The organism is Pseudomonas sp. stari2, from assembly GCF_040760005.1.
Taxonomy (GTDB): domain Bacteria; phylum Pseudomonadota; class Gammaproteobacteria; order Pseudomonadales; family Pseudomonadaceae; genus Aquipseudomonas.
Genome location: NZ_CP099760.1, coordinates 3,319,124 through 3,341,822, shown reverse-complemented (window position 1 = coordinate 3,341,822; position 22,699 = coordinate 3,319,124). Strand labels below are relative to the sequence as shown.

At 61.1% G+C, this 22,699-nt stretch carries 19 protein-coding genes; 9 read left to right on the top strand and 10 right to left on the bottom strand.

All coding sequences use genetic code 11. The features are described 5' to 3' along the window. Positions 1-34: 34 nt before the first annotated feature. The 10 genes from argE to NH234_RS15000 all read right to left on the bottom strand — a co-directional run bounded on the left by argE (position 35) and on the right by NH234_RS15000 (position 11,429). Positions 35-1,192: an acetylornithine deacetylase gene (gene argE / locus NH234_RS15045; protein ID WP_085730912.1), complete on the bottom strand. Its 1,158-nt coding sequence runs from the start codon at positions 1,190-1,192 to the stop codon at positions 35-37. Then, complete coding sequence (locus tag NH234_RS15040) at positions 1,189-2,343, bottom strand: NAD(P)/FAD-dependent oxidoreductase (protein WP_367253237.1); 1,155 nt, start codon at positions 2,341-2,343, stop codon at positions 1,189-1,191. Before NH234_RS15040 ends, argE begins: the two co-directional genes overlap by 4 nt. After that, positions 2,340-3,716: an FAD-dependent oxidoreductase gene (locus tag NH234_RS15035; protein ID WP_367253236.1), complete on the bottom strand. Its 1,377-nt coding sequence runs from the start codon at positions 3,714-3,716 to the stop codon at positions 2,340-2,342. The genes NH234_RS15040 and NH234_RS15035 overlap by 4 nt, the downstream gene beginning before the upstream one ends. Further along, a complete protein-coding gene (locus tag NH234_RS15030; RefSeq protein WP_085730909.1) occupies positions 3,698-4,006 on the bottom strand; it encodes a (2Fe-2S)-binding protein in 309 nt (102 codons plus the stop codon). The genes NH234_RS15035 and NH234_RS15030 overlap by 19 nt, the downstream gene beginning before the upstream one ends. After that, a complete protein-coding gene (locus NH234_RS15025) occupies positions 4,003-5,844 on the bottom strand; it encodes an ABC transporter ATP-binding protein (protein ID WP_367253235.1) in 1,842 nt (613 codons plus the stop codon). Before NH234_RS15025 ends, NH234_RS15030 begins: the two co-directional genes overlap by 4 nt. A 1-nt stretch (position 5,845) precedes the next feature. Further along, entirely contained in the window at positions 5,846-6,721 is an 876-nt protein-coding gene (locus NH234_RS15020; protein ID WP_085730907.1) for an ABC transporter permease, read from the bottom strand. After that, positions 6,718-7,674: an ABC transporter permease gene (locus tag NH234_RS15015; RefSeq protein ID WP_367253234.1), complete on the bottom strand. Its 957-nt coding sequence runs from the start codon at positions 7,672-7,674 to the stop codon at positions 6,718-6,720. Before NH234_RS15015 ends, NH234_RS15020 begins: the two co-directional genes overlap by 4 nt. Positions 7,675-7,721: 47 nt before the next feature. Beyond that, positions 7,722-9,359 carry an ABC transporter substrate-binding protein gene (locus NH234_RS15010; protein ID WP_085730905.1) on the bottom strand — a complete coding sequence of 546 codons (1,638 nt, stop codon included), beginning with the start codon at positions 9,357-9,359 and terminating at the stop codon, positions 7,722-7,724. Between the two features lie 94 nt (positions 9,360-9,453). Beyond that, positions 9,454-10,728 carry an NAD(P)/FAD-dependent oxidoreductase gene (locus tag NH234_RS15005; RefSeq protein ID WP_367253233.1) on the bottom strand — a complete coding sequence of 425 codons (1,275 nt, stop codon included), beginning with the start codon at positions 10,726-10,728 and terminating at the stop codon, positions 9,454-9,456. Between the two features lie 32 nt (positions 10,729-10,760). Next, positions 10,761-11,429: a haloacid dehalogenase type II gene (locus NH234_RS15000; RefSeq protein WP_085730903.1), complete on the bottom strand. Its 669-nt coding sequence runs from the start codon at positions 11,427-11,429 to the stop codon at positions 10,761-10,763. Positions 11,430-12,022: 593 nt separating this feature from the next. Here NH234_RS15000 and NH234_RS14995 point away from each other — a divergent pair. The 9 genes from NH234_RS14995 (at position 12,023) to NH234_RS14955 (ending at position 22,697) form a co-directional block, all read left to right on the top strand. Then, positions 12,023-12,877, top strand: a complete 855-nt coding sequence (locus tag NH234_RS14995; protein ID WP_367253232.1) for a GNAT family N-acetyltransferase — start codon at positions 12,023-12,025, stop codon at positions 12,875-12,877. Between the two features lie 63 nt (positions 12,878-12,940). Then, positions 12,941-13,648: a cupin domain-containing protein gene (locus NH234_RS14990; protein ID WP_367253231.1), complete on the top strand. Its 708-nt coding sequence runs from the start codon at positions 12,941-12,943 to the stop codon at positions 13,646-13,648. Positions 13,649-14,478: 830 nt separating this feature from the next. Continuing rightward, entirely contained in the window at positions 14,479-16,353 is a 1,875-nt protein-coding gene (locus tag NH234_RS14985) for a 3-dehydroquinate synthase (RefSeq protein WP_367253230.1), read from the top strand. Then, positions 16,350-17,240, top strand: coding sequence for a UbiA family prenyltransferase (locus NH234_RS14980; RefSeq protein WP_085730898.1), 891 nt, complete (start codon positions 16,350-16,352; stop codon positions 17,238-17,240). Before NH234_RS14985 ends, NH234_RS14980 begins: the two co-directional genes overlap by 4 nt. Continuing rightward, positions 17,237-17,992 (top strand): EboA domain-containing protein, encoded by a 756-nt coding sequence (locus NH234_RS14975; RefSeq protein WP_367253229.1) that lies wholly within the window; start codon positions 17,237-17,239, stop codon positions 17,990-17,992. Before NH234_RS14980 ends, NH234_RS14975 begins: the two co-directional genes overlap by 4 nt. 35 nt (positions 17,993-18,027) lie before the next feature. After that, positions 18,028-18,912, top strand: coding sequence for a TatD family hydrolase (locus tag NH234_RS14970; protein WP_367253228.1), 885 nt, complete (start codon positions 18,028-18,030; stop codon positions 18,910-18,912). Beyond that, positions 18,909-20,141, top strand: a complete 1,233-nt coding sequence (gene eboE / locus NH234_RS14965) for a metabolite traffic protein EboE (protein WP_085730895.1) — start codon at positions 18,909-18,911, stop codon at positions 20,139-20,141. The genes NH234_RS14970 and eboE overlap by 4 nt, the downstream gene beginning before the upstream one ends. Beyond that, on the top strand, positions 20,131-21,576 hold the full coding sequence (locus NH234_RS14960; protein ID WP_367253227.1) for an alkaline phosphatase family protein: 1,446 nt from the start codon (positions 20,131-20,133) through the stop codon (positions 21,574-21,576). The genes eboE and NH234_RS14960 overlap by 11 nt, the downstream gene beginning before the upstream one ends. Then, entirely contained in the window at positions 21,555-22,697 is a 1,143-nt protein-coding gene (locus NH234_RS14955) for a hypothetical protein (RefSeq protein ID WP_367253226.1), read from the top strand. The genes NH234_RS14960 and NH234_RS14955 overlap by 22 nt, the downstream gene beginning before the upstream one ends. Positions 22,698-22,699: the final 2 nt, after the last annotated feature.

The window sequence follows — 22,699 nt, the reverse complement described above, 5'->3', positions numbered from 1 at the left end:
GAAATTGGCGGTGGAACAGCAGAACTGCTGCTTTCTATCGTTTCAGCGAACCGAGCAAGCCCTCCAGAAAGCGCTCCCCCGCCTCCATCTGGCTGATCTCGATAAACTCGTCGGGCTTGTGCGCCTGCTCGATCGAACCTGGTCCGCAGACAACCACCGGCACATCCAGACGCTGCTTGAACAATCCGCCTTCCGTACCGAACGAAACCTTGGACGTCGTGGTATCCGGCGCCGCGAAATTTTTCAGGAACCGTACCGCTTCGACGCTCGGGTGGGTGTCCAGTCCAGGATAGACGTTGACCGTTTCAATCTCGATGGCCGCCACGCTCGAGAGCTTCTGTGCCTCGCGCACAATCACCTCGGCACGCTCCTGCATCTGCGCGAGAATCTGTTCCAGATCATCCGCCGGCAAATTGCGCACTTCAAAATCCACCGTGCACAGATTCGGCACAATATTCAGCGCCCGGCCTCCGCCGATCTGGCCAACGTGCACGGTGGTGTAAGGCACGTCGTAATCGGCATCCCGGGCGCCCTGCTCCTGCAATTGGCGCTGGGCTTCACGCAACGCTGCAATAAAATCGCAGGCCACGTGGATCGCGTTGACCGAGCGCGGTGCCAGCGAAGAATGCGCCTCCAGCCCTCGACAATAGGTGCGGTACGAGCCCTTGCCCTTGTGTCCCAGCACAAACTGCATGTTGGTCGGTTCGCCGATCAGGCACAGGAACGGCCGCACCGGCGCCAGATGCAGCACATCGAGCAAACGGCGCACGCCAACGCAGCCGATTTCCTCGTCGTGTGACAGCGCCAGTTGCAGCGGACGGCTGAGGGAATGTTCAGCAGCGTCAAGCATTGCGTCGATGGCCAGCGCGATAAAGCCTTTCATGTCGCAACTGCCGCGCCCGTAAATCCGCCCGTTCTGCTCCGTCACCTGAAACGGTGGAACAGTCCACGCTTGCCCCGCTGCTGGCACCACGTCGGTGTGGCCGGACAGCAGAATGCCCGGCTGGTCTTTCGGGCCAGTGCTGGCAAACAGATTGGCCTTCTTGCCGCTTTCGTCCTTGACGATCAGCGACTCGATGCCCTTGCTCAGCAGCAAGTCGCGAACGTACTCGATCAACGCCATATTCGATTCCGACGACACGGTATCGAACGCAATCAATCGTTTGAGAATCTCCAGTACACGGGGTTTCATGAGGCTTTGCTCCGTTGTTCGGCCAAAGGGGCGAACCGGCGTATGGAAAAGGGTTCAATCAACGTGGAGGTGCTGCCGGTGCTGATCAACTCAGCCATGACGTCACCGACGCCCGGCCCCAACTGGAAGCCATGGCCACAGAAGCCGAACGCGTAATACAGGCCATCGACCGTACCGCTTGGCCCCATGATCGGGAGCGAGTCCGGCAGATAGCTTTCGATGCCGCTCCAGACCCGAATGATGTTCAGATTGCCGACACCTGGCAGCAGTCGGCGCATTTGCCGGATCTGGTTGAGGATGCTGCGTGGCTCGACATAAGCGCGGCGATTGAGCATGTCCGGTTTGCTGCGATAGCCGCCGCCAATGATGATGTTGCCGCGCGGAATCTGTCGAAAATAAATCACTTCCTCAGGGATTTTGGTGAACACACCAATTACCGTCGGCAAGGCGTATGGAACCGGTTCCGTCACCGCCATCTGCGGGCCATGGGTGTCCAGCGGTACCGGTTCGCCGAACTGCGCGGACAGCTTCTCTCCCCAGGCACCGGCGGTGATCAGCAATTGTGCGGCGCGATATTGCCGGCCATCGGTGGTGGTGACGCTGAACTCGTTTCCGTGTTTCTGAACTTCGGCCACTTCAGTCTGTTCTTCGATACGCGCACCTATTCGCCGCGCCGCCCGGGCAAATGCCGGCGCCGCCAGTCGCGGGTTGGCGTGACCGTCATGCGGTGCGTAGGAGCCCCCCTTCACGTCCGGCCCCAGAAACGGAAAGCGCCGATGCAGTTCAGCGCCGCGATAGATCTGCAGATCCAGTTGCGCCGCTTCCGGTGCCGCGGCATACGCTTCGAGCTCGGCAATTTCGTCTTCGCGGTAACACACGCGCATGTGGCCGCTGGCGATGAACTCCAGATCGTCGTCAATCAGCTCCGGCAAGCGCTTCCACAGCGCAAACGAACGGTTGGCCAATTCAAGTTGCCCCAGATAACGGCCCTGACGCCGCACGTTGCCGAAGTTGACGCCGCTGGCGTATTGGCCAATCTGGTCGCGCTCGAGCAGGGTCACGGAGTGCCCGCGCTGGCGCAGAAAAAACGCTGACGCCGCGCCCATGATGCCGCCGCCGATAATCAATACATCACTTTTGTGCGGGTTCATGACGGTTCCTCGATGATGACCATCGGCAGCGGTTTGACGGGGGCCTGACCGCGTTGGCGACCTACCTGTTGCACACTGACGCCGGCTGCGGCGGCGATCACTTCGGCGCCGGCCTGCGAGCAGTAGCGGCCCTGGCAACGGCCCATGCCGACTCGGCTGAAGGCCTTGGCCCGATTGACTTCGCACGCGCCCTTTTCACTGACCGTACGGCGCAGTTCGCCCGCGCTGATCATCTCGCAGCGACAGACGATCGCCGAATCCGGCAAGGCCCGGGCCTGTTCGGCGGGCCAGGGAAATGCCTGCGCCAGACCGAGGCGGAACTGATCCATCACCGCCAATGCGCGCCGTTGCTCTGCGCGCAATACGGCATCCACCGGTTTTTGCTGATCCTCCAGCAGCGCCATCGCCACCAGGCGTCCGGCATGTTCAGCCGCATCGGCACCGCGAATCCTGGCGCCGTCGCCAGCGGCATACACACCACTGACCGAAGTGCGGCCCTCTTCATCAAGCGCCAGCCACCATTGGCCGGACGCCTCATCAAAACGCATGCGACATCCGGCCAGATCGGCCAGCTGGGTTTCCGGACGCAAGTGATACCCCAAGGCCACGGCATCGCAATCGATGTCCAGGGTTTCGCCTTTGGCGGAGCGCACGCGCACGCCACTGACGCCGCCGGTGGCATCTCCCATTATCTGCTCCGGCTTGATCCCCAGATGCACCGGTATTTTCGCCTGATACAACTGCGCCAACAGTTTCATCCCGGTGAGCAACACCCCGGGCCGCGCGAGCATCTTCGGCAGCGCGACGATGCGTTTGCTCAGTGGTGATGTATCAAGCACCGCGGCGACGTTGGCGCCGGCCTTCACATACTGGCTGGCCACCAGATACAGCAGCGGACCGCTGCCCATGAACACCACGCGATGTCCGATGGAGACCGCCTGCGACTTGAGCGCGATCTGCGCCCCGCCGAGGCTGTAGGTGCCCGCCAACTGCCAGCCTTCAATGGGCATCAAGCGGTCCGTGGCGCCGGTGCAGAGAATCAGCGCATCGTAGTCCACCGTCGTATGGTGCCCCTGACTGACGCAGCACAATTGTCTGGGCATCAGATTCCACACCAGCGTGTCGGGGCGGTAATCGATGTGTGGGCGCAAGCGCTCGAAACTCTCGTGCAGGTCGCGCGCCTTGGCCGCTTCAGTGCCGTACAACGCGCGGTAGTCGCGGGTGAAACCTTCGGGTTGGCGCCGATAGATCTGTCCGCCGTCGCGGCGATTTTCATCGATCAGGACCGGTTTGAAGCCTGCCTGCACCAACGTTTCGGCGCAGCGAATCCCCGCAGGTCCGGCGCCGACGATAACTACCCGTGCAATGGCCATGTCGCCTCCGGTTGTGTGGTGACGAGATCCAGTCCTTCACGGACTTCACTGGAGCACGCACGCAGACGCTCGCCGCTGCGCGTCCACACCCAGCAATCCTGGCAGGCGCCCATCAGGCAGAACCCGGCACGTCGACCGGAATCGAATTCCGACTGGCGCAACGCATTGCCCTGAGTGAGCAACGCGACCATCAATGTGTCGCCCTGCAACGCCCTGATGGGCACGCCATCCACGGTCAAGCTGACGGTCGCCCGACCCTGCTCGGCCAGTCTCACAAAACGAGCGCTCATGCATAGGCTCCCTGATTCAAGGTGGTCACGTCCCGCTGAGTTTTCAGCAGTTCGACGCTGTCGTGATGGCAGAGAATTTCACTGCCACCGTCGATGATTCGGCGGTTGGGTGCCGTACGGTTGCACAGGCCATCGACGCGCACCGGGCAGCGATTGAGGAAGGTGCACAGCTCGGCGACGTTGGCTTTTGGCCCGATGGGCGGCAGTTCGCCGCAGGTGGTCCCGCAGGTTTCAAGCCAGCCCTGGCGCAGTTCCGGCACCGAGTGAATCAACAGATCGGTATAGGGATGGAACGGTGCCTGTGCAAACGACTGCCGGCTGCCGGCCTGAACCTTGTGGCCGCTATACATCACCACCACGTCATCGCACAGCGCGCGTACGGTGGAGATGTCATGACTGATGAACAGGTAGGACACACCAAGCTGCTCACGCAAATCGCGGAGCAATTCAAGAATCGCTGCACCGACCACGGTGTCCAGCGCCGAGGTCACTTCATCGCAGAGGATCAGATCGGGTTTGGCCGCCAGTGCCCGCGCCAGGTTCACCCGCTGCTTCTGCCCGCCGGACAACTCGCTCGGACGACGCTCGGCCAAGGCTCGCGGCAGGCGCACCAGATCCAGCAACTCGCCGATACGTTCGCGCAACGCCGCGCCTTTGAGGTTGAAATACATCTTCAGCGGTCGACTCAGAATCGTGCTGATGCTGTGCATCGGGTTGAGCGCCGTGTCGGCGTTCTGGAACACCATCTGGATCCGCCGGAATTGCTCGTCGCTGCGTTCGGAAAGGCAACCTCCCAGCGGTTGCCCGTCAAAGGTCAGTCCGCCCAATGCCGGCGTGAGCAATCCGGCCACCACACGGGCCAGCGTTGACTTGCCAGAACCCGACTCGCCGATCACGCCAATCGCCTGGCCCCGGCGCACGGTCAGATCAATGTCCTCCAGTACACGAATGGCCGGCATGCCCAGGGTGTTCTTGTTGCCGTAACCGGCGGTCAGTCCGCGAATGGTCAGCAGCGGAGTTTCTTCGGCAATGCCGCAAGGTGGACGGATCGTCGTGTCCGGCCGCGCGGCCGCCAGCAAACTGCGGGTGTATTCATGAGTCGGGCCGTTGAGCAGCGCCGCCGTGGCGCTTTGTTCGAATATCTGACCGCCATTGAGCACGACGATCTGATCGGCCATTTGCGCCACTACAGCCAAGTCATGGGACACATACACCGCTGTTGCGCCACGGTCACGCACCACGCGTTTGAACGCCCGCAACACATCGATCTGGGTCGTCACATCGAGCGCCGTGGTCGGTTCGTCGAGGATGACCAGCAACGGATCACTGATCAGCGCCATTGCCGCCATCACCCGCTGCAGTTGCCCCCCGGACACCTGGTGCGGGTAACGCTGGCCGATGTGATCCGGGTCCGGCAGGGCCAGATCGCGAAACAGCTCAATGGCCTTGGCCTCAAGGGCGGCGCGGGGGCCGAGGCCGTGAATCAAGGCGCCCTCCACCACTTGGTCGATCAGTTTCTTCGCCGGGTTGAACGCAGCCGCAGCGCTCTGCGCGATATACGACACCCGATTACCGCGCAGGCCCTGCAATTGCTGCTCGCTGAGCGCGAGCATGTCGTGCTCGCCCACCTGCACCACGCCGCCGGACAACCGACAGCCCCGTCGGGCATAACCCAACAGAGCGAGGGCAATGGTGGTCTTGCCCGAGCCTGATTCGCCGATCAACGCCAGCACTTCACCTTGTTCCAAGGCAAAGCTCACGCCTTTGACAATCTCCGTTTCGCCATGCTCGCCGCAAGCAACCACGCGCAGGTCTTCAACTCGAATCAATTGGGTCATTTCAATGGCCTCCCGTGCGGCGACTACGTCGTGACGACAATCTGTCGATGAACAGATTCACGCCGATGGTCAGGGTGCCGATGGCCAGCGCCGGGATGACAATGGCCGGGGCGCCCTGATTGAGGCCGCCGATGTTTTCCCGCACCAGCGAACCGAGGTCGGCATCCGGCGGTTGCACGCCCAGCCCGAGAAAGCTCATGCCGCTGAGCAGCAGCACGATGAAACCGAACCGCAAGCCCAGATCAGTGAGCACCGGGTTGAGCATGTTCGGCAGGATCTCCACGCATGCGATGTACAAGCGCCGCTCGCCCCGGGTTCGGGCGACCTGCACATACTCCAGCGCTTCGATGTTCACTGCCATGCTGCGGGCGATACGGAACGCGCCCGGAGCGAAGCTCAACACCGCCGTGCTGATCAACAGGGTCACTGAAGAGCCGAACGCCGAGACCATGATCAGCGCGAGCATTTTGCTCGGGATCGAGATAAAGGCGTCCATCAAGCGGCTGATCACTTCGTCCAGCCACTTCGGCGACACCACCGACAGCAGCGCACAGCCGGTGCCCAGCGCGCTGGCCAGCACCGCCGCAATCAACGCCAGGCCCACGGTGAAGCGCGCGCCGACGAGCACCCGGCTGAGCATGTCGCGGCCCAGATAATCAGTGCCAAACGGGTACAACGCGCTGATGTTGTCGAACACGTTGCCCGAGACCACCTCGCCGACCGGATGCGGCGCCAGCCACGGGCCGAATAACGCAACCAGCAGCCAGATAACGCAGATGGAAGCTCCGATGAGTCCCAGCCACGCGGGCCCGTGAGACACCTTGCCGGCTGACAGATCGGGGGCTGCGGGCGTCGATTTCACAATGAGATTGTTCATTGGTTTCTCAGCCTCGGATTGGACAGAATCGCGCACAGGTCGGCAATCAGCACCAGACCCAGATAAGCCGCACAGAACAACATGGTGCAGGCCTGCACCAGTGCCATGTCACGGTTGGTCACGGCATCGACCATCAGGCTGGCGATGCCGGGATAGTTGAAGATGGTTTCGACAATCACCACTCCGCCGAGCAGATACGACAGGCTCAGCGCGATCGCATTGGCAATCGGTCCGATGGCATTGGGCAACGCGTGACGCAGTACGATGCGGATCGGACTGACGCCTTTGAGCCGGGCCATCTCCACGTAGGGGCTGTCGAGCTGGTCGATCACTGCCGCGCGCGTCATCCGCGCCATTTGCGCAACGATCACGCAGCACAGCGTCATCACCGGCAAGGCATAGGTACGCATGAATTGCCACGGTGAAGTGATGTCGCTGGCATAGGACAGCGCCGACAGCCAGCCCAGGTTTACCGCAAAGATCAACACCGCGAGGGTCGCCACCAGAAACTCCGGCACCGCGACCATCGCCAGGGTGGTGAAACTCAGGACACTGTCGACCCGTCCGCCACGCCCCATCGCCGAGCCTATGCCGAGAACCAGCGCCACCGGCACCGACACCAGCGCCGTGGCGGCCGCCAGCATCAGAGTGTTGGGCACGCGCCCGGCCATCAGTTCACCGACCGGCATTGCGTTGGATACCGACACGCCCATATCGCCACTGAGCAGGCTCATCAACCAGTGCAGGTAACGCACCACACCAGGTTGATCGAGCCCCAGTTTCAGGCGCAGTGCCGCCACCTGTTCCGGGGTGGCAAACTGGCCAAGGGATTGTTGTGCCGCGTCTCCCGGCAGCACCGCCGTGATCGCAAACACGACCATCGATACGATCAACAAAGTCACGATCGCGGCGCCCAGCCGCCGTCCGACCAACCACAGTGTGTTGCTATTCATCGCCTACCCTCCTGCACCTGGCTTGCCGTTCATTTCGACGGCTCTGTTCAAGCGTCCAGCCAGACCTGCTCGGCGAACATGTAACCCATGAAACCGCCGAGCGGGTTGCTGCCGTAGCCCTTGATCCGTTGATCGACGCCGTCGATGTTGCTGATGAACACCGGTATGCCGATGCCACAGTGGTCGTGCACCAGGGTCTGCATGTCCGCGTACATCTTGCCGCGCTTGGCATCGTCGGTTTCGCCGCGGGCGAGCATCAGCAATTGATCGAACTGCTCGTTCTTCCAGCCGGACTCGTTCCACGGCGCCTTCGACTGGAAGAACTGCGAGAACATCACGTCGGCGTTCGGCCGTGGGTTGATGTTGCCGAAGCTGATCGGGTGCTTCATCCAGTGGTTGGACCAGTAGCCATCGCTCGGCAGGCGCTTGACGTCGAGCTTGAGCCCGGCCTGCTTGGCCGACTGCTGCAACAGCACTGCGATATCCACGGAACCCGTTGCGGCAGGCGACGCAAACAGCTCCATACTGATGTTTTCCATGCCCGCTTTTTTTAGCAGGAACTTGGCTTTTTCCGGGTCGTAGACCGTTTGCGGCAGGTCACTGTTGTAGTAGCGCGAGCCGGGCGCGATCGGATGATCGTTGCCGACCACAGCAAAGCCGCGGAACACCGCCGACTTGATCTGTTCGCGATCCAGCAGGTACTTCATCGCCTGGGTGAAATCGGCGTTCTGGCCGGGCATCTGATCCTGACGGATGATCAAATCAGTGTAGTTGCCCGACGGCGCATCAACGACTCGGTGCCTGGCGCTGGCCTTGATCCGGTCGGTGGAGCGCGGGTTGACCTCATTGATCATGTGCACGTCGCCGGACAGCAGCGCGTTGACCCGCGACGGCTCGTCGCCAATGGCGATGAATTCGATTTCGTCGAGGTACGGCAGGCCGGGTTTCCAGTAACCGGTGTTGCGTGCTGCGACCGAACGGACACCCGGTTTGAACTCCTTGACCTTGAACGGTCCGGTGCCAATGCCCTGGTTGAAGTCGGTGGTGCCTTCGGGAACGATCAGCAGATGCGAGACGGCCAGAATCGACGGCAATTCGGCGTTTGGCGCAGTCAGGCGAATCTGTACTTCGTTGGCGCCGGTGGCCTTGATTTCCGCGAACTGCTCCATCAGCGGCATGACTTTGGAGCCGGTCAGCGGATCCTTGTGTCGTGACAGCGAGAACACCACGTCGGCCGCGCTGAGGGTTTTGCCGTTGTGAAAAGTCACGTCTTTGCGCAGGGTGATCGTCCACAGTGTCGCGTCGGTGTTGTCGATGCGCTCGGCCAGTTCCAGTTGCGGCACCAGGTGCGCGTCGAAACGAGTCAGGCCGTTGTAGAACATGTAGTGCCGCACATAGTCGGTGGACAGCGCGCCTTTGGCCGGATCAAGGGTGTCGGCGGTGGAACTGGATATGCCGGCGACGCGTATCCGCCCACCCTGCTTGCCTTTGCCCGGCGTGGCCGTATCGTCAGCCAACAGCTTGCCGGCGGCACCGAACAGGCTGCCGGCGCCGGCAGCCGCTACGCCGGCCACGCCGAGCATTTGTAACGCGTGACGGCGTGACATGCCGCGATTTAGGCCTTCGAACACCCGCAGGCTTTCTTCGCCTGAGATCAGCGGTGAATCGTTCTTGTGATCAGTCATTTCAGTGCTACCTGTCGAAATCAAGAAGGCTCAAGTGTTCCGGTTGACCGGAACGTCCTGGAAACGCAAACGACGGTGAAGCCACAACATCAACTCAATGCAAATAGTCCTGAAAACGGTAGTAGGCGCCCACCAAAGGCAGGAACCACGGCTTGCCGAAATGCCCGGGGATCGCCGGCCAGTCGAGTTCACGCCAGGGGTTGGCCTCGGCATTGCCGGCCATCACATCGGCCATCACCTGCCCCATGTGCACCGACATCTGCACGCCGTGGCCGCTGTAACCCATCGAGTGGAACACGCCGCCGTGCTGACCGGCTCGCGGTAAACGGTCGGAGGTCATGTCTACCAGGCCGCCCCAGCAGTAATCGATCCTGACGCCGGCCAGTTGCGGGAACATCTGGATCATCGCCGCCTGCAGCACCTTGCCGCTCTTGGCATCGTTGACACTGTCGGACATGGCAAACCGCGCACGCCCGCCAAACAGCAAGCGGTTGTCCGGGGTCAGGCGGAAGTAGTTACCGATCATTCGACTGGTGACATAAGCGCGGCGCCCCGGCAGCAACTGATCGATCAGCGCCCGCGGCAGGACCTCGGTGGCAATCACGAAACTGCCGACCGGCACAATCCGCCGCCGATACCAGCCCAGCCCACCGTGCTGACAGGCGCCGGTCGCCAGCAGAACCTGCCCGGCGTGCAGCGACCCCTTGCTGGTGTTGACCTGATAACCGCCGGCCCGGGCTTTCCAGTCGAGCACCGAGGTGCCCTCATGGATCAGCGCGCCGTGACGCACTGCCGCTTGCGCCAGACCGACGCCGAAACGCCCGACGTGCATCTGCACGCCATTGCGCTGCAACAGGCCGCCATGGAACTGCGCAGAGTTGACTTCGGTGCGGGTCTGTTCGGCAGACAGCAATTCAACATCGGCATCGACTTCGTTGCGAATCAGCTCACAGGTACGGGCCAAGCCTTCGTAGTGCAGCGGTTTTGCCGCCAGTTTCAGCTTGCCGTTGCGCAGCAGGTCACAGGGGATCTGCTCCTGCTCGACCAGCGACACAACGCTTTGCACGGCACTTTCGTAAGCCTGGTAATAGGCTTTCGCCCGGTCGGCACCGAGACTGGCGCTGAGGCTGGCGTAATCCTGCGCCACCCCCGTATTGCACTGCCCGCCATTGCGTCCCGATGCCTCGCCGATCACGCGCCCTGCTTCCAGCACCACCACACTGGCGCCCTTGAGCGCCAAGGCCCGGGCCGCCGCCAGCCCGGTGAAACCGCCACCGACGATGGCCACATCGACTTGCCCGGGCAAACCGCCGAGCTGTGCGCCGGTGAAGTCCGGTGCGCTGTCGAGCCAGTAGGATTCACTGCCCATGTTCAATCCCGCCTTTGCCAATGAGGATGTCGTTACAGGCCGACCAGTCCGGCCAGGCCGCCGATGTCCGGGATCTGGTGGTAGCTGTAGAAGGCATTGCCCGGTACTTCGTGGCCACGGGCGACGAAGGCCTTGTTCTTGATCTTCATGTCGTGGGCCGGCATCAGGTCGTAACGGAAGCTTGAAGACACATGCAAGATGTCTTCCGGGCCGCAGTTGAGGTTGTCGAGCATGTACTCGAACGCTGCCAGACGTGGCTTGTAGGCTTGTGCCTGCTCTGCGGTGAAGACTTTGTGAAAAGGTGCGCCGAGCTTTTCGACGTTGGACATGATCTGGCTGTTACTGGCGTTGGAGAAAATCACCAAGGGAATCTTGTCGGCGATTTTCGACAGGCCGGCTGGTACGTCCGGGTGCGGGCCCCAGGTCGGAACAGCGTCGTAATACAGCTGGCCTTCTTCGCGGTATTCAATTCCCCAACGCTTGCAGGTACGCGCCAGAGCGGTCTTGAGAATCTCGTCATACGGCATCCAGTCGCCCATGACCTGGTCCAGACGATAGGCCGAGAAATCCTTGACGAACTGATCCATCTGCTCCGCGGGTACGCGATCGGCGAAGAGTTCGCGGGTCATCGTGCCCATGTGGAAATTGGTCAGCGTTCCGTAGCAGTCGAAGGTAATGAATTTGGGGCGAAGAAAGCTCATTGAGTGCGTTCCTGAAGTTCGTTGAGGTCAATGGCGCTACAAGCATTTGCCTGGTTTGCGCAGTAGCGATGCAACGCTGCAGCACACCGTCATTACAACACCGTGAAATCAGCAGATGGCGTTAAAAGCGACCTCCGTTCGATACAAATCACCGTTTTGGTCATTCCACTCAGCAGACTTTGCGGTGCGCTCCAGCCTTGGGCAAAGCCCCGGTTTATGCGCCCTTATGGACCTGTTTCAGCCACTGTGGATTTCGGATATCGGCTTTGCCCGCAGAAACTGCGCCCCATCGCAGCAGTAGTGTCAGGTGCTGTCGCGCGCGTCAGCCCGGTTCTGAATTGAAGCGATAGAAAACACATCCAGCGCCTAGGGCGACGAGGCTCGGTACAAGCCTTTTATAGAGTAAAAAGGCCCAAGCATTTGCTGCCGACACAAGCCCCGGATTAAGTAGTAAGTGTGGTCTTCGGGACCGTGCTTCGCGGAATCTGCCGAATATTCCCTGCCCCCTTGTCAGGCTTTCATCCAGATGGGATACAGGCGTCATCTCGCCGGAAAAACCGGCGTAAGCGCACACTCTTTATCGGAGAATCGCCATGTCCACCCCACGTCCGTCCTACGTCTATCGGCCGATGACTGCCGACGACCTGCCCAAGGCCCATGCACTGTCCGTGCAATTGAAGTGGCCCCATCGACTCGACGACTGGGCCATGCTGCAAAGGGTCAGCAAGGGCTTTGTCGTACTTGATGGCGAGCGCTTGATCGGCACCGCGTTCGCCTGCCCGCAAGGTGATTTCACGACCATTGGCCTGGTCATTGTCAGTAACGATTACCAGGGCCAGGGCATCGGGCGAAAGCTCATGGAACACGCGCTGCAGGCTTGCCAGTCAAGCACGGCGATATTGAATGCAACCGTGGCCGGCGCACCGCTGTATGCGAGCCAGGGTTTTGTCGAGTTTGGCCGGATTCAGCAGCACCAGGGCCAGGCGCAAGCCCCTCTGCCCGGGCCATTGGCAGACGGTGAAGAATGCCGCCCACTGCGCGAAGCGGATCATGCGCGGGTGCTGGAACTGGCCAATGCCGGGAGCGGCCTGGATCGACAAGCGGTGCTCACCGATCTATTCGCCATCGTCGAGCATGCGGTGGGCATTGTGCGCGACGGTCAGCTGCGCGCGTTCGCCCTGCTGCGCCCGTTCGGTCGCGGTCGTTGCATCGGCCCGTTGATCGCCGAAAACCTTGAGCAGGCCCAACATCTGATCGCGACATTGCTGGCCAAGGTACCGGACGCCTTTGTGCGTATCGATATTCCAGCGGATGGTGGTCTGGCCGATTGGCTGGAAGCTGCCGGCCTGAAGCAGGTCGACACCGTGGCACAAATGTCCCGTGGTACAGCACCGCAAGCACACCATGGCGTTCGGCAGTTTGCGCTGGTCACTCAAGCCATCGGCTGACCCTCGGGTTGGCGCTTTTCGCCCCCCACAAGAAATCCCCTCAATAGCTGGAGCTTCACCCGTATGTTCGAACCTTGCATCATGCTGTTGGCTCGCGCCGATGGCAGTCGCGTCGACACCTCTTTCAAGCAGCAACCCTTGAACGCTGCAGACCCGTTCTCGACTGAACGTCAGGTCGCCTGGTCAGGAAACGACGGCGTGTCTGCAGGCATCGTCGAAACAGGCGAAAGCCTTGAGGTCGAGGATTTCCCGCACACCGAAGTGATCGTGGTTCACGCCGGGCACGTGACATTGAAAACCCGGGAGCGGACACTTGAACTGGCCGTCGGCGCCAGCGCGGTCATAGGCCGGGGCACGGCTTTACGGATCGAAGCACAGACCGGTTCGCGGTGGGCGTTTTGCGCCATGGCCACCAAAGGTGCGACGCCTGGTGTGACCTCGCTCGACCCGCTGGCACACCTGTCTCCCTCCGCCGCGCCGGAACAACAGATTCTGATCGGTCCATCACCGCAATGCCGGTCACGTAACGCTTTCGAAGACGCGACTACCGATCTGCGTGTCGGCGTGTGGGACTCGACGCCCTACGAACGTCACGGTCGCCCGCACAAGCTCAATGAGCTGATGTATCTGATCGAAGGAACCGTAACGTTGCAGACGCCTGAGGGTTTGAGCGTGACCGTCAATACCGGCGACAGCGTGTTTGTTGCGCGGGGTGCGCCGTGCGCCTGGAAAAGCACGCGCTATGTACGCAAAGTGTACGCCGTCAAATAGTCTCAGCCACGGACGATGACGTCCCGGGCTGACCCGCCTCGTCCATACAGCAGGGTTTGCCACTCAAGAACCTCGCAGGGATACGACTCTGCTGTATGCACAACGATAGCAGCTCAAAATCTCCGCACACTCAGCCTTCCTGCCGTCTGGATATCAGCCTTCGCAGCCCAACGACTCTGCCTTTCCAGCCCCGCCCTTTGCACCTGCCATCGGCAAGCGAAAACTTGCCGCCCTCCACTTCAAGCATCTGCCCATTCTCAGCGACGCGGCCGAAGGTTCCGTCAGTCGCCAATTGATCAAGCACGGTCTGCGGCACGGGTTTTAAAGAATTGCCTTTCATCCGGATCTTTCTTTTCCATGTGAGCTTGCAAGTTAAAAGTCCAACTAACCGAGCAAATCACTCAACTATCAGGAGCACTTATAGCCAGCCGCAATAACTCAAATAACGAAAAATAATGCCACATAGCCATCACCTAAGTAGCTTGCTAACAAATCCAGTTGAAACGGCTTCTCATCTGGCGCTTTAAACAGCATTTAAAAAACTTCAATAAAATCCCCCATCCTGTTGAATATGCTGAGTAAATCCAAAAAATAATCCCGCCACCTTGCGATACTCTCACACCCACTAAACATCCTCTTAAAAGCGCCATCACCCAATCGACTTGCAAAACCACAACAACCGTCTAGGTTCATGAATATCTTCACTGGCACGACCCCATCGAATAATAAAAACAGCCCTCCCGGCGGGAGCGTTCATTCTTCTGAAACAAACAAGACGCTGCTTTAGTTGCTGAACGGAACTCAGTCATCACAATCAAGAGGGATGCTTGATGAAGCACAGCCGTTGGTATCGTGCGCTCTCGAAAAATGCGTCGGCCGGACATTTCTGGCTGTCACTGTTTTGCTTTGCAGTACTGGTGATTGCCAGTTTCCTGTTGTTCGAACAGCAGATCCAGGACTTCCTCAATCATCTCGACCTGTACCTGCCGACTTCCCCCACCCAGCAACTCAACCTGGCGCTGTTGCTGATCGCTCTGTTGGCGCTGGACGTCGTGCTGCCCGTGCCTTCCAGTGTGGTCGCGCTACTGGCCGTGGCCATGCTCGGCAGCGTCGGCGGTTATCTGGTGATTTTCATTGGCCTATGTCTGGGGGCCGGATTGGGTTATGCATTGGGGGCCGGTTATTTCCGGATGCTGTCCAGTCGTCTCGGCCTGCATCAACGCAAGCCCGGGCAAATGGCCTATCGACTGGGCACGCTGTCGTTGATCTGTCTGCGCGGCGTGCCCGTGCTGGCTGAGACGTCTGTGGTGGCCGCCGGCATGCAGCATTATCCACTGCGGGCATTCCTGCTGGTGACCACCCTGGCCAATGCAGGGCTGGCACTGGCCTACAGCGCCATCGGCACATTCCTCGTCGAGGAGAACGCGCTGCTGGTGACGATTCTCGCCAGCATGGTGTTGCCGGGGTTGTTCATCGCCGGGTACAGCCTGTTCAAGGCCCTGCGCAAACACGGTGCCGGGCCAGTGCTGCACGGGCGTTTCGAAGTCAGTTACGACTACCCGGTGGTGTTCACCGATCACCTCTTCGACTCTTCTAACCCCTGCCTGCATCAACAACTCACCGCCCGGCAAAACGGCCGGGTGACGGTGATGGTGTTCGCCGATGAACAACTGCTGAAAAGCGCGCCGCATCTGCTGGCACAGATCGATGGCTACTTTGCTGCCCATGCAGCGGACCTGCATTTACAGGCACCGCCGATTGCCATTCCGGCCGGTGAGCTGAGCAAGGATTCACAGGTGCTGCAGCAGCTCTACGCCGACATGCTGAAACATGGGCTGGACCGGCATTGTTACGTACTCGCTCTTGGCGGTGGCGCGGCGCTGGATTCCGTGGGCTATGCCTGCGCCACCTTCCATCGCGGTATCCGCCTGATCCGCGTGCCGAGCACCGTGCTGGCGCAGAACGACGCCGGCATCGGAGTGAAAAACGGCATCAACGCCTTCGGCCAGAAAAACCTGCTCGGCGCCTTCTACCCCGCCACTGCCGTGATCAATGACTTCCAGTTGCTGACCAGCCTGACCCGCCGCGACCAGGTCGCCGGGCTCGCCGAAGCGGTGAAAGTCGCGCTGATCAAGGACCGGACATTCTTCGAATGGATGGAGCAACAGGCCGATGCCCTCGCCCGCTTCGATCATCCGGCCAGTCGTTACGCGATCCGCCGCTGCGCCGAGCTGCACCTGGCGCACATCACCGGCGCCGGCGATCCCTTCGAACGCGGTAACGGACGGCCACTGGATTACGGGCACTGGGCCGCGCACAAACTGGAGAACCTCAGCCATCACCGCTTGCGCCATGGCGAAGCCGTTGCGGTTGGCATGGCACTCGACGGGCTTTACGCCAATGCCCTCGGGCTGTTGAGCGATACCGACAGTGAACGGGTGATGAGCCTGTTGACCCGACTCGGTTTCAACCTGTGCCCGCCGGAACTGACCCTCAAAGATGCGCAAGGTCGCTCACCCGTGTTGCTCGGGCTGGAAGAGTTCCGTCAACACCTCGGCGGGCAACTCTCGATCCCGATGCTCAGCGGAATCGGCCAGTCGGTAGACCTGCATGAAGTCGACGACGCGAGGATGGCGCAGGCGTTGCAGAAGCTGTCCGCCCGCAGCGTCCCGGTGCTCGACTTGAGCGAGGGTTTCGCGAAATGAGCCAGACCCCGCAAAACCTCAAGACCTGGATGACCCTCGGTCGTGTCTCCAACCTGCCCACGGTGTGGACCAACACCCTGGCCGCCGCCCTGCTGGCCAGCAGCGCCGGTGCACTGGCGCCGCCCTCGTGGCTCGTGTGGATTCTGCTGCTGTTCACCCTGTCACTGCTGTATCTGGCCGGCATGTTGTTGAACGATCTGCTGGATGCCGACTGGGATCAGCAACACCACAATCCTCGGCCCATCACGCTGGGTCTGGTGAGCCGCCAGCAAGTGCGCCTCGCCACCGTGTTGTTGCTGACACTGGCGGCCGCTTCGGTGCTGGGGCTGAGCCAACTGATCGATCAGCCGCATTGGTTGTTGGCCAGCGTCAGCCTGTTGGTGGGCTGCATCATTGGCTACAACGTGCTGCACAAAAAATACGCCCACAGCGTTTGGTTGATGGGCGCCTGTCGCTCGGCACTGTACCTCACGGCAGCGGCCAGTCTGGCGGTGCCGCCGGAGCCGATCTGGCTCTGCGCGATTTTGCTGGGCGTCTACATCAGCGGGCTGACTTACCTGGCGCGCAATGAGCACAACAACCAGTTGCTCAGTCGCTTGCCTCTGCTCCTGATGCTAAGCCCGCTGGCGTTGGCGATCTACGCCGACAACCTGTGGTTCTGGCCGGTGCTGTTGCTCTGGCTTGGCTGGCTGGGCTGGCATTACCGGCAGCACCTTGCCAACCCGCAGCAGCGCAAGGTCCGCGCCTTTATCGGGGCCGGCCTAGCGGCGCTGCCACTGTTCGATGCGCTGGTGATGGCCGTGGCCAACCAGCCGTTGGGCAGCCTGCTGTGTGTTCTGGTGTTCTTCCTGCTCCCACACTTCCAGCGCTGGATCAAACCGACATGAACATGGACGTCACCGCGCCGCCGACGGCGGCCCTCGGCATGCGCCGCGATTGCCTTGCCGAACACCATCAGGCCCTCGCCCGGCAACTCGATGACAGCGAATTGCACTGGTGGCGTCAGGCGCAAGAGCAACTGGCCCGGCAACCGGACGCCAATACCGCATCGTTTCTGAGTGGCCAGTGCAAGCGTCATCTGCGTGACCGGGCACTGCCCGACAGCCACTGGAATCTGATCCAGCTGGCGCGCGCTTTATTGCTGGCACAGGTCCTTGAACAGTCCTCCGAGGGCGGACAATTGTCCATGCTGCGCCAGCTTTTTCTGTGGGGCGACGATCAGGAAAAGATCGCCGTCCTCAAAGCCTTCGACTGGCTCGACAGCCATGGGCAATGCGTGGAACTGGCGTTGCAGGCCGGGCGCACCAGCAACAGTCAGGTGTTTGCCGCCCTCGCCCTCGATACGCCCTACCCGTCCCGTCACTACCCGGAACGGGCCTTCCACCAACTGCTGTTGAAAGCGCTGGGCATGGGGCTCGATGTGCGACGCCTGATCGGCCTGAGCCAGCGACACAGCATCCCCCTCAATCAACTGGCCCTCGACCTGCTGGAAGAACAACTCGCGGCAGATCGGGCGGTGTCCGTTGGCTTGCCCCTGGCGATTGCCTTCGACCAGCTCACCCCGGAGCAGCGTCAGCGACTGCTCGACCTGGACCAACAGCAGCGCCTGCCGCCGGAATGGCGCAGTCACCTGAACTGATACCCAACGTCTCCTTCCCTTGACGAGGATTCACCATGCCCAAGTATTTCGACCCGCACATTCATATGGTCAGCCGCACCACCGACGACTACCAGAACATGGCCGCCGCCGGCATCACCGGGGTGATCGAGCCCGCGTTCTGGCAGGGTCAGGCCCGGACCAGCGTTGGCAGCTTCATCGATTACTTCGACACCCTGCTGGGCTGGGAGCGCTTTCGCGCAAGCATGTTCGGCATCCATCACTTCTGCACCATCGGCCTCAACCCCAAGGAGGCCAATGACCTGTCGGTGGCCAATGAAGTGCTGGAGATTCTGCCGCGCTATCTGGTGAAAGACGGCGTGGTAGCGGTCGGTGAAATCGGCTACGACGACATTACGCCCGAGGAAGACCGTTTTCTCGCCGCACAGCTGGAGCTGGCCAGACAATTCAATCTACCGGTGCTGGTGCACACGCCGCACCGCGACAAGATCGGCGGCACCAAGCGCACGCTGGCGGTGATTCGCGAGGTGGGGATCAATGAGAATCTGGTGATCATCGATCACCTCAACGAACTGACGCTGCCGCTGGTGCTGGACAGCGACTGCTGGCGCGGTCACTCGATCTACCCCAACACCAAGATGTCGGAACAGCGCATGGTCGCCCTGCTCCAGCAGTACGGCACCGAGAAAATGGTGGTCAACAGCGCCGCCGACTGGGGCATCAGCGATCCGCTCAAGGTGCCGAAAACCGGTCAGGCAATGTCCGCGGCGGGTTTCAGCGAGGCTCAGGTCGAACAAGTGCTGTTCCACAATCCGGTGGATTTTTTCGCTCAGAGTGGCCAACTCGACAAAACCCTGATCAGCACGCCGCTACCCATCGATCAGCGCCGGCAATGGCAGGACAACTCTGCCCTGCGCGGGCAGGAGCCGGTGATCAAATGAGTGCCGGCATGGGTTGGGCTGCCGCGCAGGTCGGGTATTGCAGCAATGTGCACCCGACCCATGACCTGGCCAGGCTGAAGGCCTCCATCGAACAGCACTTTCAGGGCGTGCGCACGCAACGCGGGCTGAAAGAACAGGACAGTGGACTGTGGATCAGCGCCCTCGCCGCCACTGGGTTACAGCAGAAAACCGCGCGGACGGAATTTCTCGGACTGCTTCAACGCAGTGGGCTGCGACTGACCTCGCTCAACGGTTTCCCCTACGGGCAGTTTCATGAGGGTGCGGTAAAAGCCGCCGTGTACCTGCCCAGTTGGGCCGAGCCGAAGCGCCTGGCGTACAGCCTCGAACTGGCGCAGATCCTCGCGCAGGCGTTGCCAGCGGACTGTCATCAAGGGGTGATTTCCACCGTGCCGCTGGGGTACGCCGCCACCTGGAGCCCGACGCTGCAGCTGCGTGCCGAGTTTCAACTGCGCGAACTCACGACGTCACTGGCGAGGCTGCATCGGGAGACCGGCAAGAAAATCGTGTTCTGTCTGGAGATGGAACCGGACTGCGTGCTGGAAAACACCGATCAGGCCATCGCCTTTTTCCGCCGCTGGCAAACCACGGATCCGCATCATGAGTATCTGGCGCTGTGTTTTGACGTCTGCCACCAGGCCGTGATGTTCGAAGATTGTTATCGCTCGCTGGTGAGGCTGCGTCAGGCACGGGTGCCGATCGGCAAGATCCAGCTTTCCAATGCCTTGGTCTGTCGTTTGCCCTGCGCGGAAGACAGCCGTCGCGAACAGGTCCTCGAGACCTTGCGCGACTTCTGCGAAACCACCTATCTGCATCAGGTGAAGGCGCTGGACGCGCAGGACCGCATGGTGGCCTGGGCCGATCTGCCCGCCGCCCTCGACGAATGCGCACAGCACCCGGATCGCTATGCCGAGTTGCGTATTCATTTCCATATCCCGCTGTTCAGCGAACAGTTGGTGTTGCCCGAGCTGAGTGGCAGTCAGATCGCTCTGGCGCAGACCTTTGACTATCTCGCCGACCATCGGGAGTTTCGCCCCGTGCTGGAAGTGGAAACCTACAGCTGGGGCGTCCTCCCCGCCCAACTGCGTCCGACCAATGAACACGCCCAACTGCAGGGTATCGCGGCGGAACTGAAATGGGTCGAGGAGCAGTTGCGCCAACGGCAACTGCTGCAGCCACTAGCGCAGGAGGCGTACGCCGATGCCCTCTGAACAACCACGCCAACCGCTGCTGCTGATCAACGTGGTCGGGCTGACGCCATCGTTGCTGGGTGACGCGACCCCGAACATCAATGCCCTGCTCAAAACCGCCAAAATGGCCTGCCTGCAACCGGTGTTCCCGGCGGTCACGTCGTCGGTGCAGGCCTCGATTCTCACCGGACGGCCGCCGTCGGAACACGGCATCGTCGGCAACGGCTGGTACTTTCGCGATCAGGCCGAAGTGCGCTTCTGGTTGCAGCCCAATGCGTTGATCCAGGGTGAAAAGGTCTGGGAAACGCTCAAGCGCGAGATCCCCGGGTTTCGCTGCAGCCAGTTGTTCTGGTGGTACAACATGTACGCCGACGTGGATGCCGCCATCACCCCGCGTCCTCACTACCCGGCTGATGGCCGCAAGTTGTTCGGCCTGTATTCGTCACCGGCTTCGTTGCACGAAACCATCGAACGGCAGATCGGCGAGTTTCCCTTTCCGGGCTTTTGGGGGCCGGCGGCGGGTATTGCGTCGAGCCGCTGGATCGTCGATTGCGCCATTGCCGAATTCCAGCTCGACCGGCCCGACCTGCAATTGATCTACCTGCCGCACCTCGACTACAGCCTGCAGCGGGTGGGGCCCGATCATCCGTCGATTGCCGATGAGGTGCAGGCCATCGACCAGGAAGTCGGGCGGCTGCTGGCCTTCGCCGAGGCGCAAGGCGCAGCGGTGATGCTGTTGTCCGAATACGGCATCGAAGCGGTCAATCAATCGGTGTCCATCAACCGCGTGCTGCGCTCGGAAGGTTTGCTGGAAGTACGCCAATCACTGACTTGGGAACTGCTCGACCCCGGCGCGAGTGCGGCATTTGCCGTGGCAGATCATCAGATCGCGCATGTCTACGTGAAAAACGCCCGGGACATTCCCCGCGTCAAAGCCCTGTTGCAGCGCCAACCCGGCATCGAGCAGGTGCTGGACAAGGCCGAACAACGGACCTTTGCGCTGGATCACCCGCGCAGCGGCGAACTAGTGGCCGTGGCCGCCGCGGGTTACTGGTTCGATTACTACTACTGGTTCGACGACCACAAGGCGCCCGACTTTGCCCGCACCGTGGACATCCACCGAAAGCCGGGCTACGACCCGCTGGAACTGTTCATCGACCCGGCCATTCGCTTCCCGAAACTGCGAGTCGCGCGGCGCCTGCTGCAGAAAAAGCTCGGCTTTCGCTACTACATGGACCTGATTCCACTGGACACCGGACTGGTCCGTGGCAGTCACGGTCGCCTGCCCGAGCGCGAGGAAAGCGGCCCGCTGCTCATCACCAATTGCGATCTGCCGCTGCCACAAACCCTGGCGGCCACGGCAGTGAAACAACTGCTCCTTCAGCATTTCCTGGGGCACCTCTACCACCACTCGGCCAATGCCAAGGAGCTTCCATGCGGCGAGCCATTTCTTTAACCGTTCTCAGTGCACTGGCCGGTTTGGCTCAGGCACAGGACACCAACAGTTTCGATTGCAATCAATTCCTGAAGTTTGGAACCGACATTGCCAAGACCCGGGCGGCGTTCGAGCAGAGTCCCGAAACCATGGCCTGGAACTGGTTCGTCTGTCTGAACCAGTTCAGCCCCACCCAGGCCAGTAACCGGGTGTGGGAAACCATGAAGCCTTCGGACCAGGTCTACCTGCCGGATGGCGCTGCTCCCGGCGCCTACGCCAGTCCCGTGCCGCCTCCAGCCGAGGTGCTGACACAGGCCCGAACGTTGGGGATGGACCTGAACCGGACCTTCCACAATATCAATTCCACGCAACAGGTCGATGGTCTGGCGCTGCACATGGGCGGCGCCGTGCCTGCTTCTCAGCGAGGCAACCCGGTGCGCTTTCAACTATTGATGGGACAGGACACCTTCGACTACATCGTGGCGCGTCAGGTCTACAACATGAACGGTCAGGCCGCGCTGCCGGATAACCTGAACTTCCCGGCCACTGCGTGGGAGTTGAAGGCCGCGTGGCTGTGGATCGGTTCGGACACGACCTACCGGCAAACCCTGGCCAACGACGGTTACTACATTGGCCAGGCTTATTACGAGCAGGATGACGGCACCTACCAGGTCGGCTATGCGGCGTTGAGCGGACTGCATGTGGTCAACAAGCTGGACGCCAACTGGGTCTGGACTACCTTCGAAAACGTCAACAACAGCAAATACACGGTGACCAACGCCCCCACACCGACGCCGATGACCAACACCACCGGGCCGACCCCGGCCGCCAAACCGGTGAATGCCAGCTTCCAGACGAGCAACCCTACACTGTCGAAGTACGAACTGATCGGGGTCGAGTACCAGCCCGTCACCCAGGTGCTGGCCAACTCGCAGCTGGAGTCGGCGTTCCAGAACACTTCGTCCTGTCTGGCCTGCCACGGCACTGCGGCCTACTCGAACGACAAGGGCTACTACAACTTCGCCATGAAACAGGATGGCGGCATCGTCTACCCGACCACTCCGCTGCCGGCCTCCGACTTCGAAGGCTACAAAAAACTGGACTTTGTCTGGTCGCTGAAGCGCGCCCAGTGGCAACGCTAAGG

Excerpts from the sequence above, each read along its gene's own strand:
- argE (WP_085730912.1), bottom strand. The coding sequence starts at position 1,192 with ATGAAACCCCGTGTACTGGAGATTCTCAAACGATTGATTGCGTTCGAT.
- NH234_RS15040 (WP_367253237.1), bottom strand. The coding sequence starts at position 2,343 with ATGAACCCGCACAAAAGTGATGTATTGATTATCGGCGGCGGCATCATG.
- NH234_RS15035 (WP_367253236.1), bottom strand. The coding sequence starts at position 3,716 with ATGGCCATTGCACGGGTAGTTATCGTCGGCGCCGGACCTGCGGGGATT.
- NH234_RS15030 (WP_085730909.1), bottom strand. The coding sequence starts at position 4,006 with ATGAGCGCTCGTTTTGTGAGACTGGCCGAGCAGGGTCGGGCGACCGTC.
- NH234_RS15025 (WP_367253235.1), bottom strand. The coding sequence starts at position 5,844 with ATGACCCAATTGATTCGAGTTGAAGACCTGCGCGTGGTTGCTTGCGGC.
- NH234_RS15020 (WP_085730907.1), bottom strand. The coding sequence starts at position 6,721 with ATGAACAATCTCATTGTGAAATCGACGCCCGCAGCCCCCGATCTGTCA.
- NH234_RS15015 (WP_367253234.1), bottom strand. The coding sequence starts at position 7,674 with ATGAATAGCAACACACTGTGGTTGGTCGGACGGCGGCTGGGCGCCGCG.
- NH234_RS15010 (WP_085730905.1), bottom strand. The coding sequence starts at position 9,359 with ATGACTGATCACAAGAACGATTCACCGCTGATCTCAGGCGAAGAAAGC.
- NH234_RS15005 (WP_367253233.1), bottom strand. The coding sequence starts at position 10,728 with ATGGGCAGTGAATCCTACTGGCTCGACAGCGCACCGGACTTCACCGGC.
- NH234_RS15000 (WP_085730903.1), bottom strand. The coding sequence starts at position 11,429 with ATGAGCTTTCTTCGCCCCAAATTCATTACCTTCGACTGCTACGGAACG.
- NH234_RS14995 (WP_367253232.1), top strand. The coding sequence starts at position 12,023 with ATGTCCACCCCACGTCCGTCCTACGTCTATCGGCCGATGACTGCCGAC.
- NH234_RS14990 (WP_367253231.1), top strand. The coding sequence starts at position 12,941 with ATGTTCGAACCTTGCATCATGCTGTTGGCTCGCGCCGATGGCAGTCGC.
- NH234_RS14985 (WP_367253230.1), top strand. The coding sequence starts at position 14,479 with ATGAAGCACAGCCGTTGGTATCGTGCGCTCTCGAAAAATGCGTCGGCC.
- NH234_RS14980 (WP_085730898.1), top strand. The coding sequence starts at position 16,350 with ATGAGCCAGACCCCGCAAAACCTCAAGACCTGGATGACCCTCGGTCGT.
- NH234_RS14975 (WP_367253229.1), top strand. The coding sequence starts at position 17,237 with ATGAACATGGACGTCACCGCGCCGCCGACGGCGGCCCTCGGCATGCGC.
- NH234_RS14970 (WP_367253228.1), top strand. The coding sequence starts at position 18,028 with ATGCCCAAGTATTTCGACCCGCACATTCATATGGTCAGCCGCACCACC.
- eboE (WP_085730895.1), top strand. The coding sequence starts at position 18,909 with ATGAGTGCCGGCATGGGTTGGGCTGCCGCGCAGGTCGGGTATTGCAGC.
- NH234_RS14960 (WP_367253227.1), top strand. The coding sequence starts at position 20,131 with ATGCCCTCTGAACAACCACGCCAACCGCTGCTGCTGATCAACGTGGTC.
- NH234_RS14955 (WP_367253226.1), top strand. The coding sequence starts at position 21,555 with ATGCGGCGAGCCATTTCTTTAACCGTTCTCAGTGCACTGGCCGGTTTG.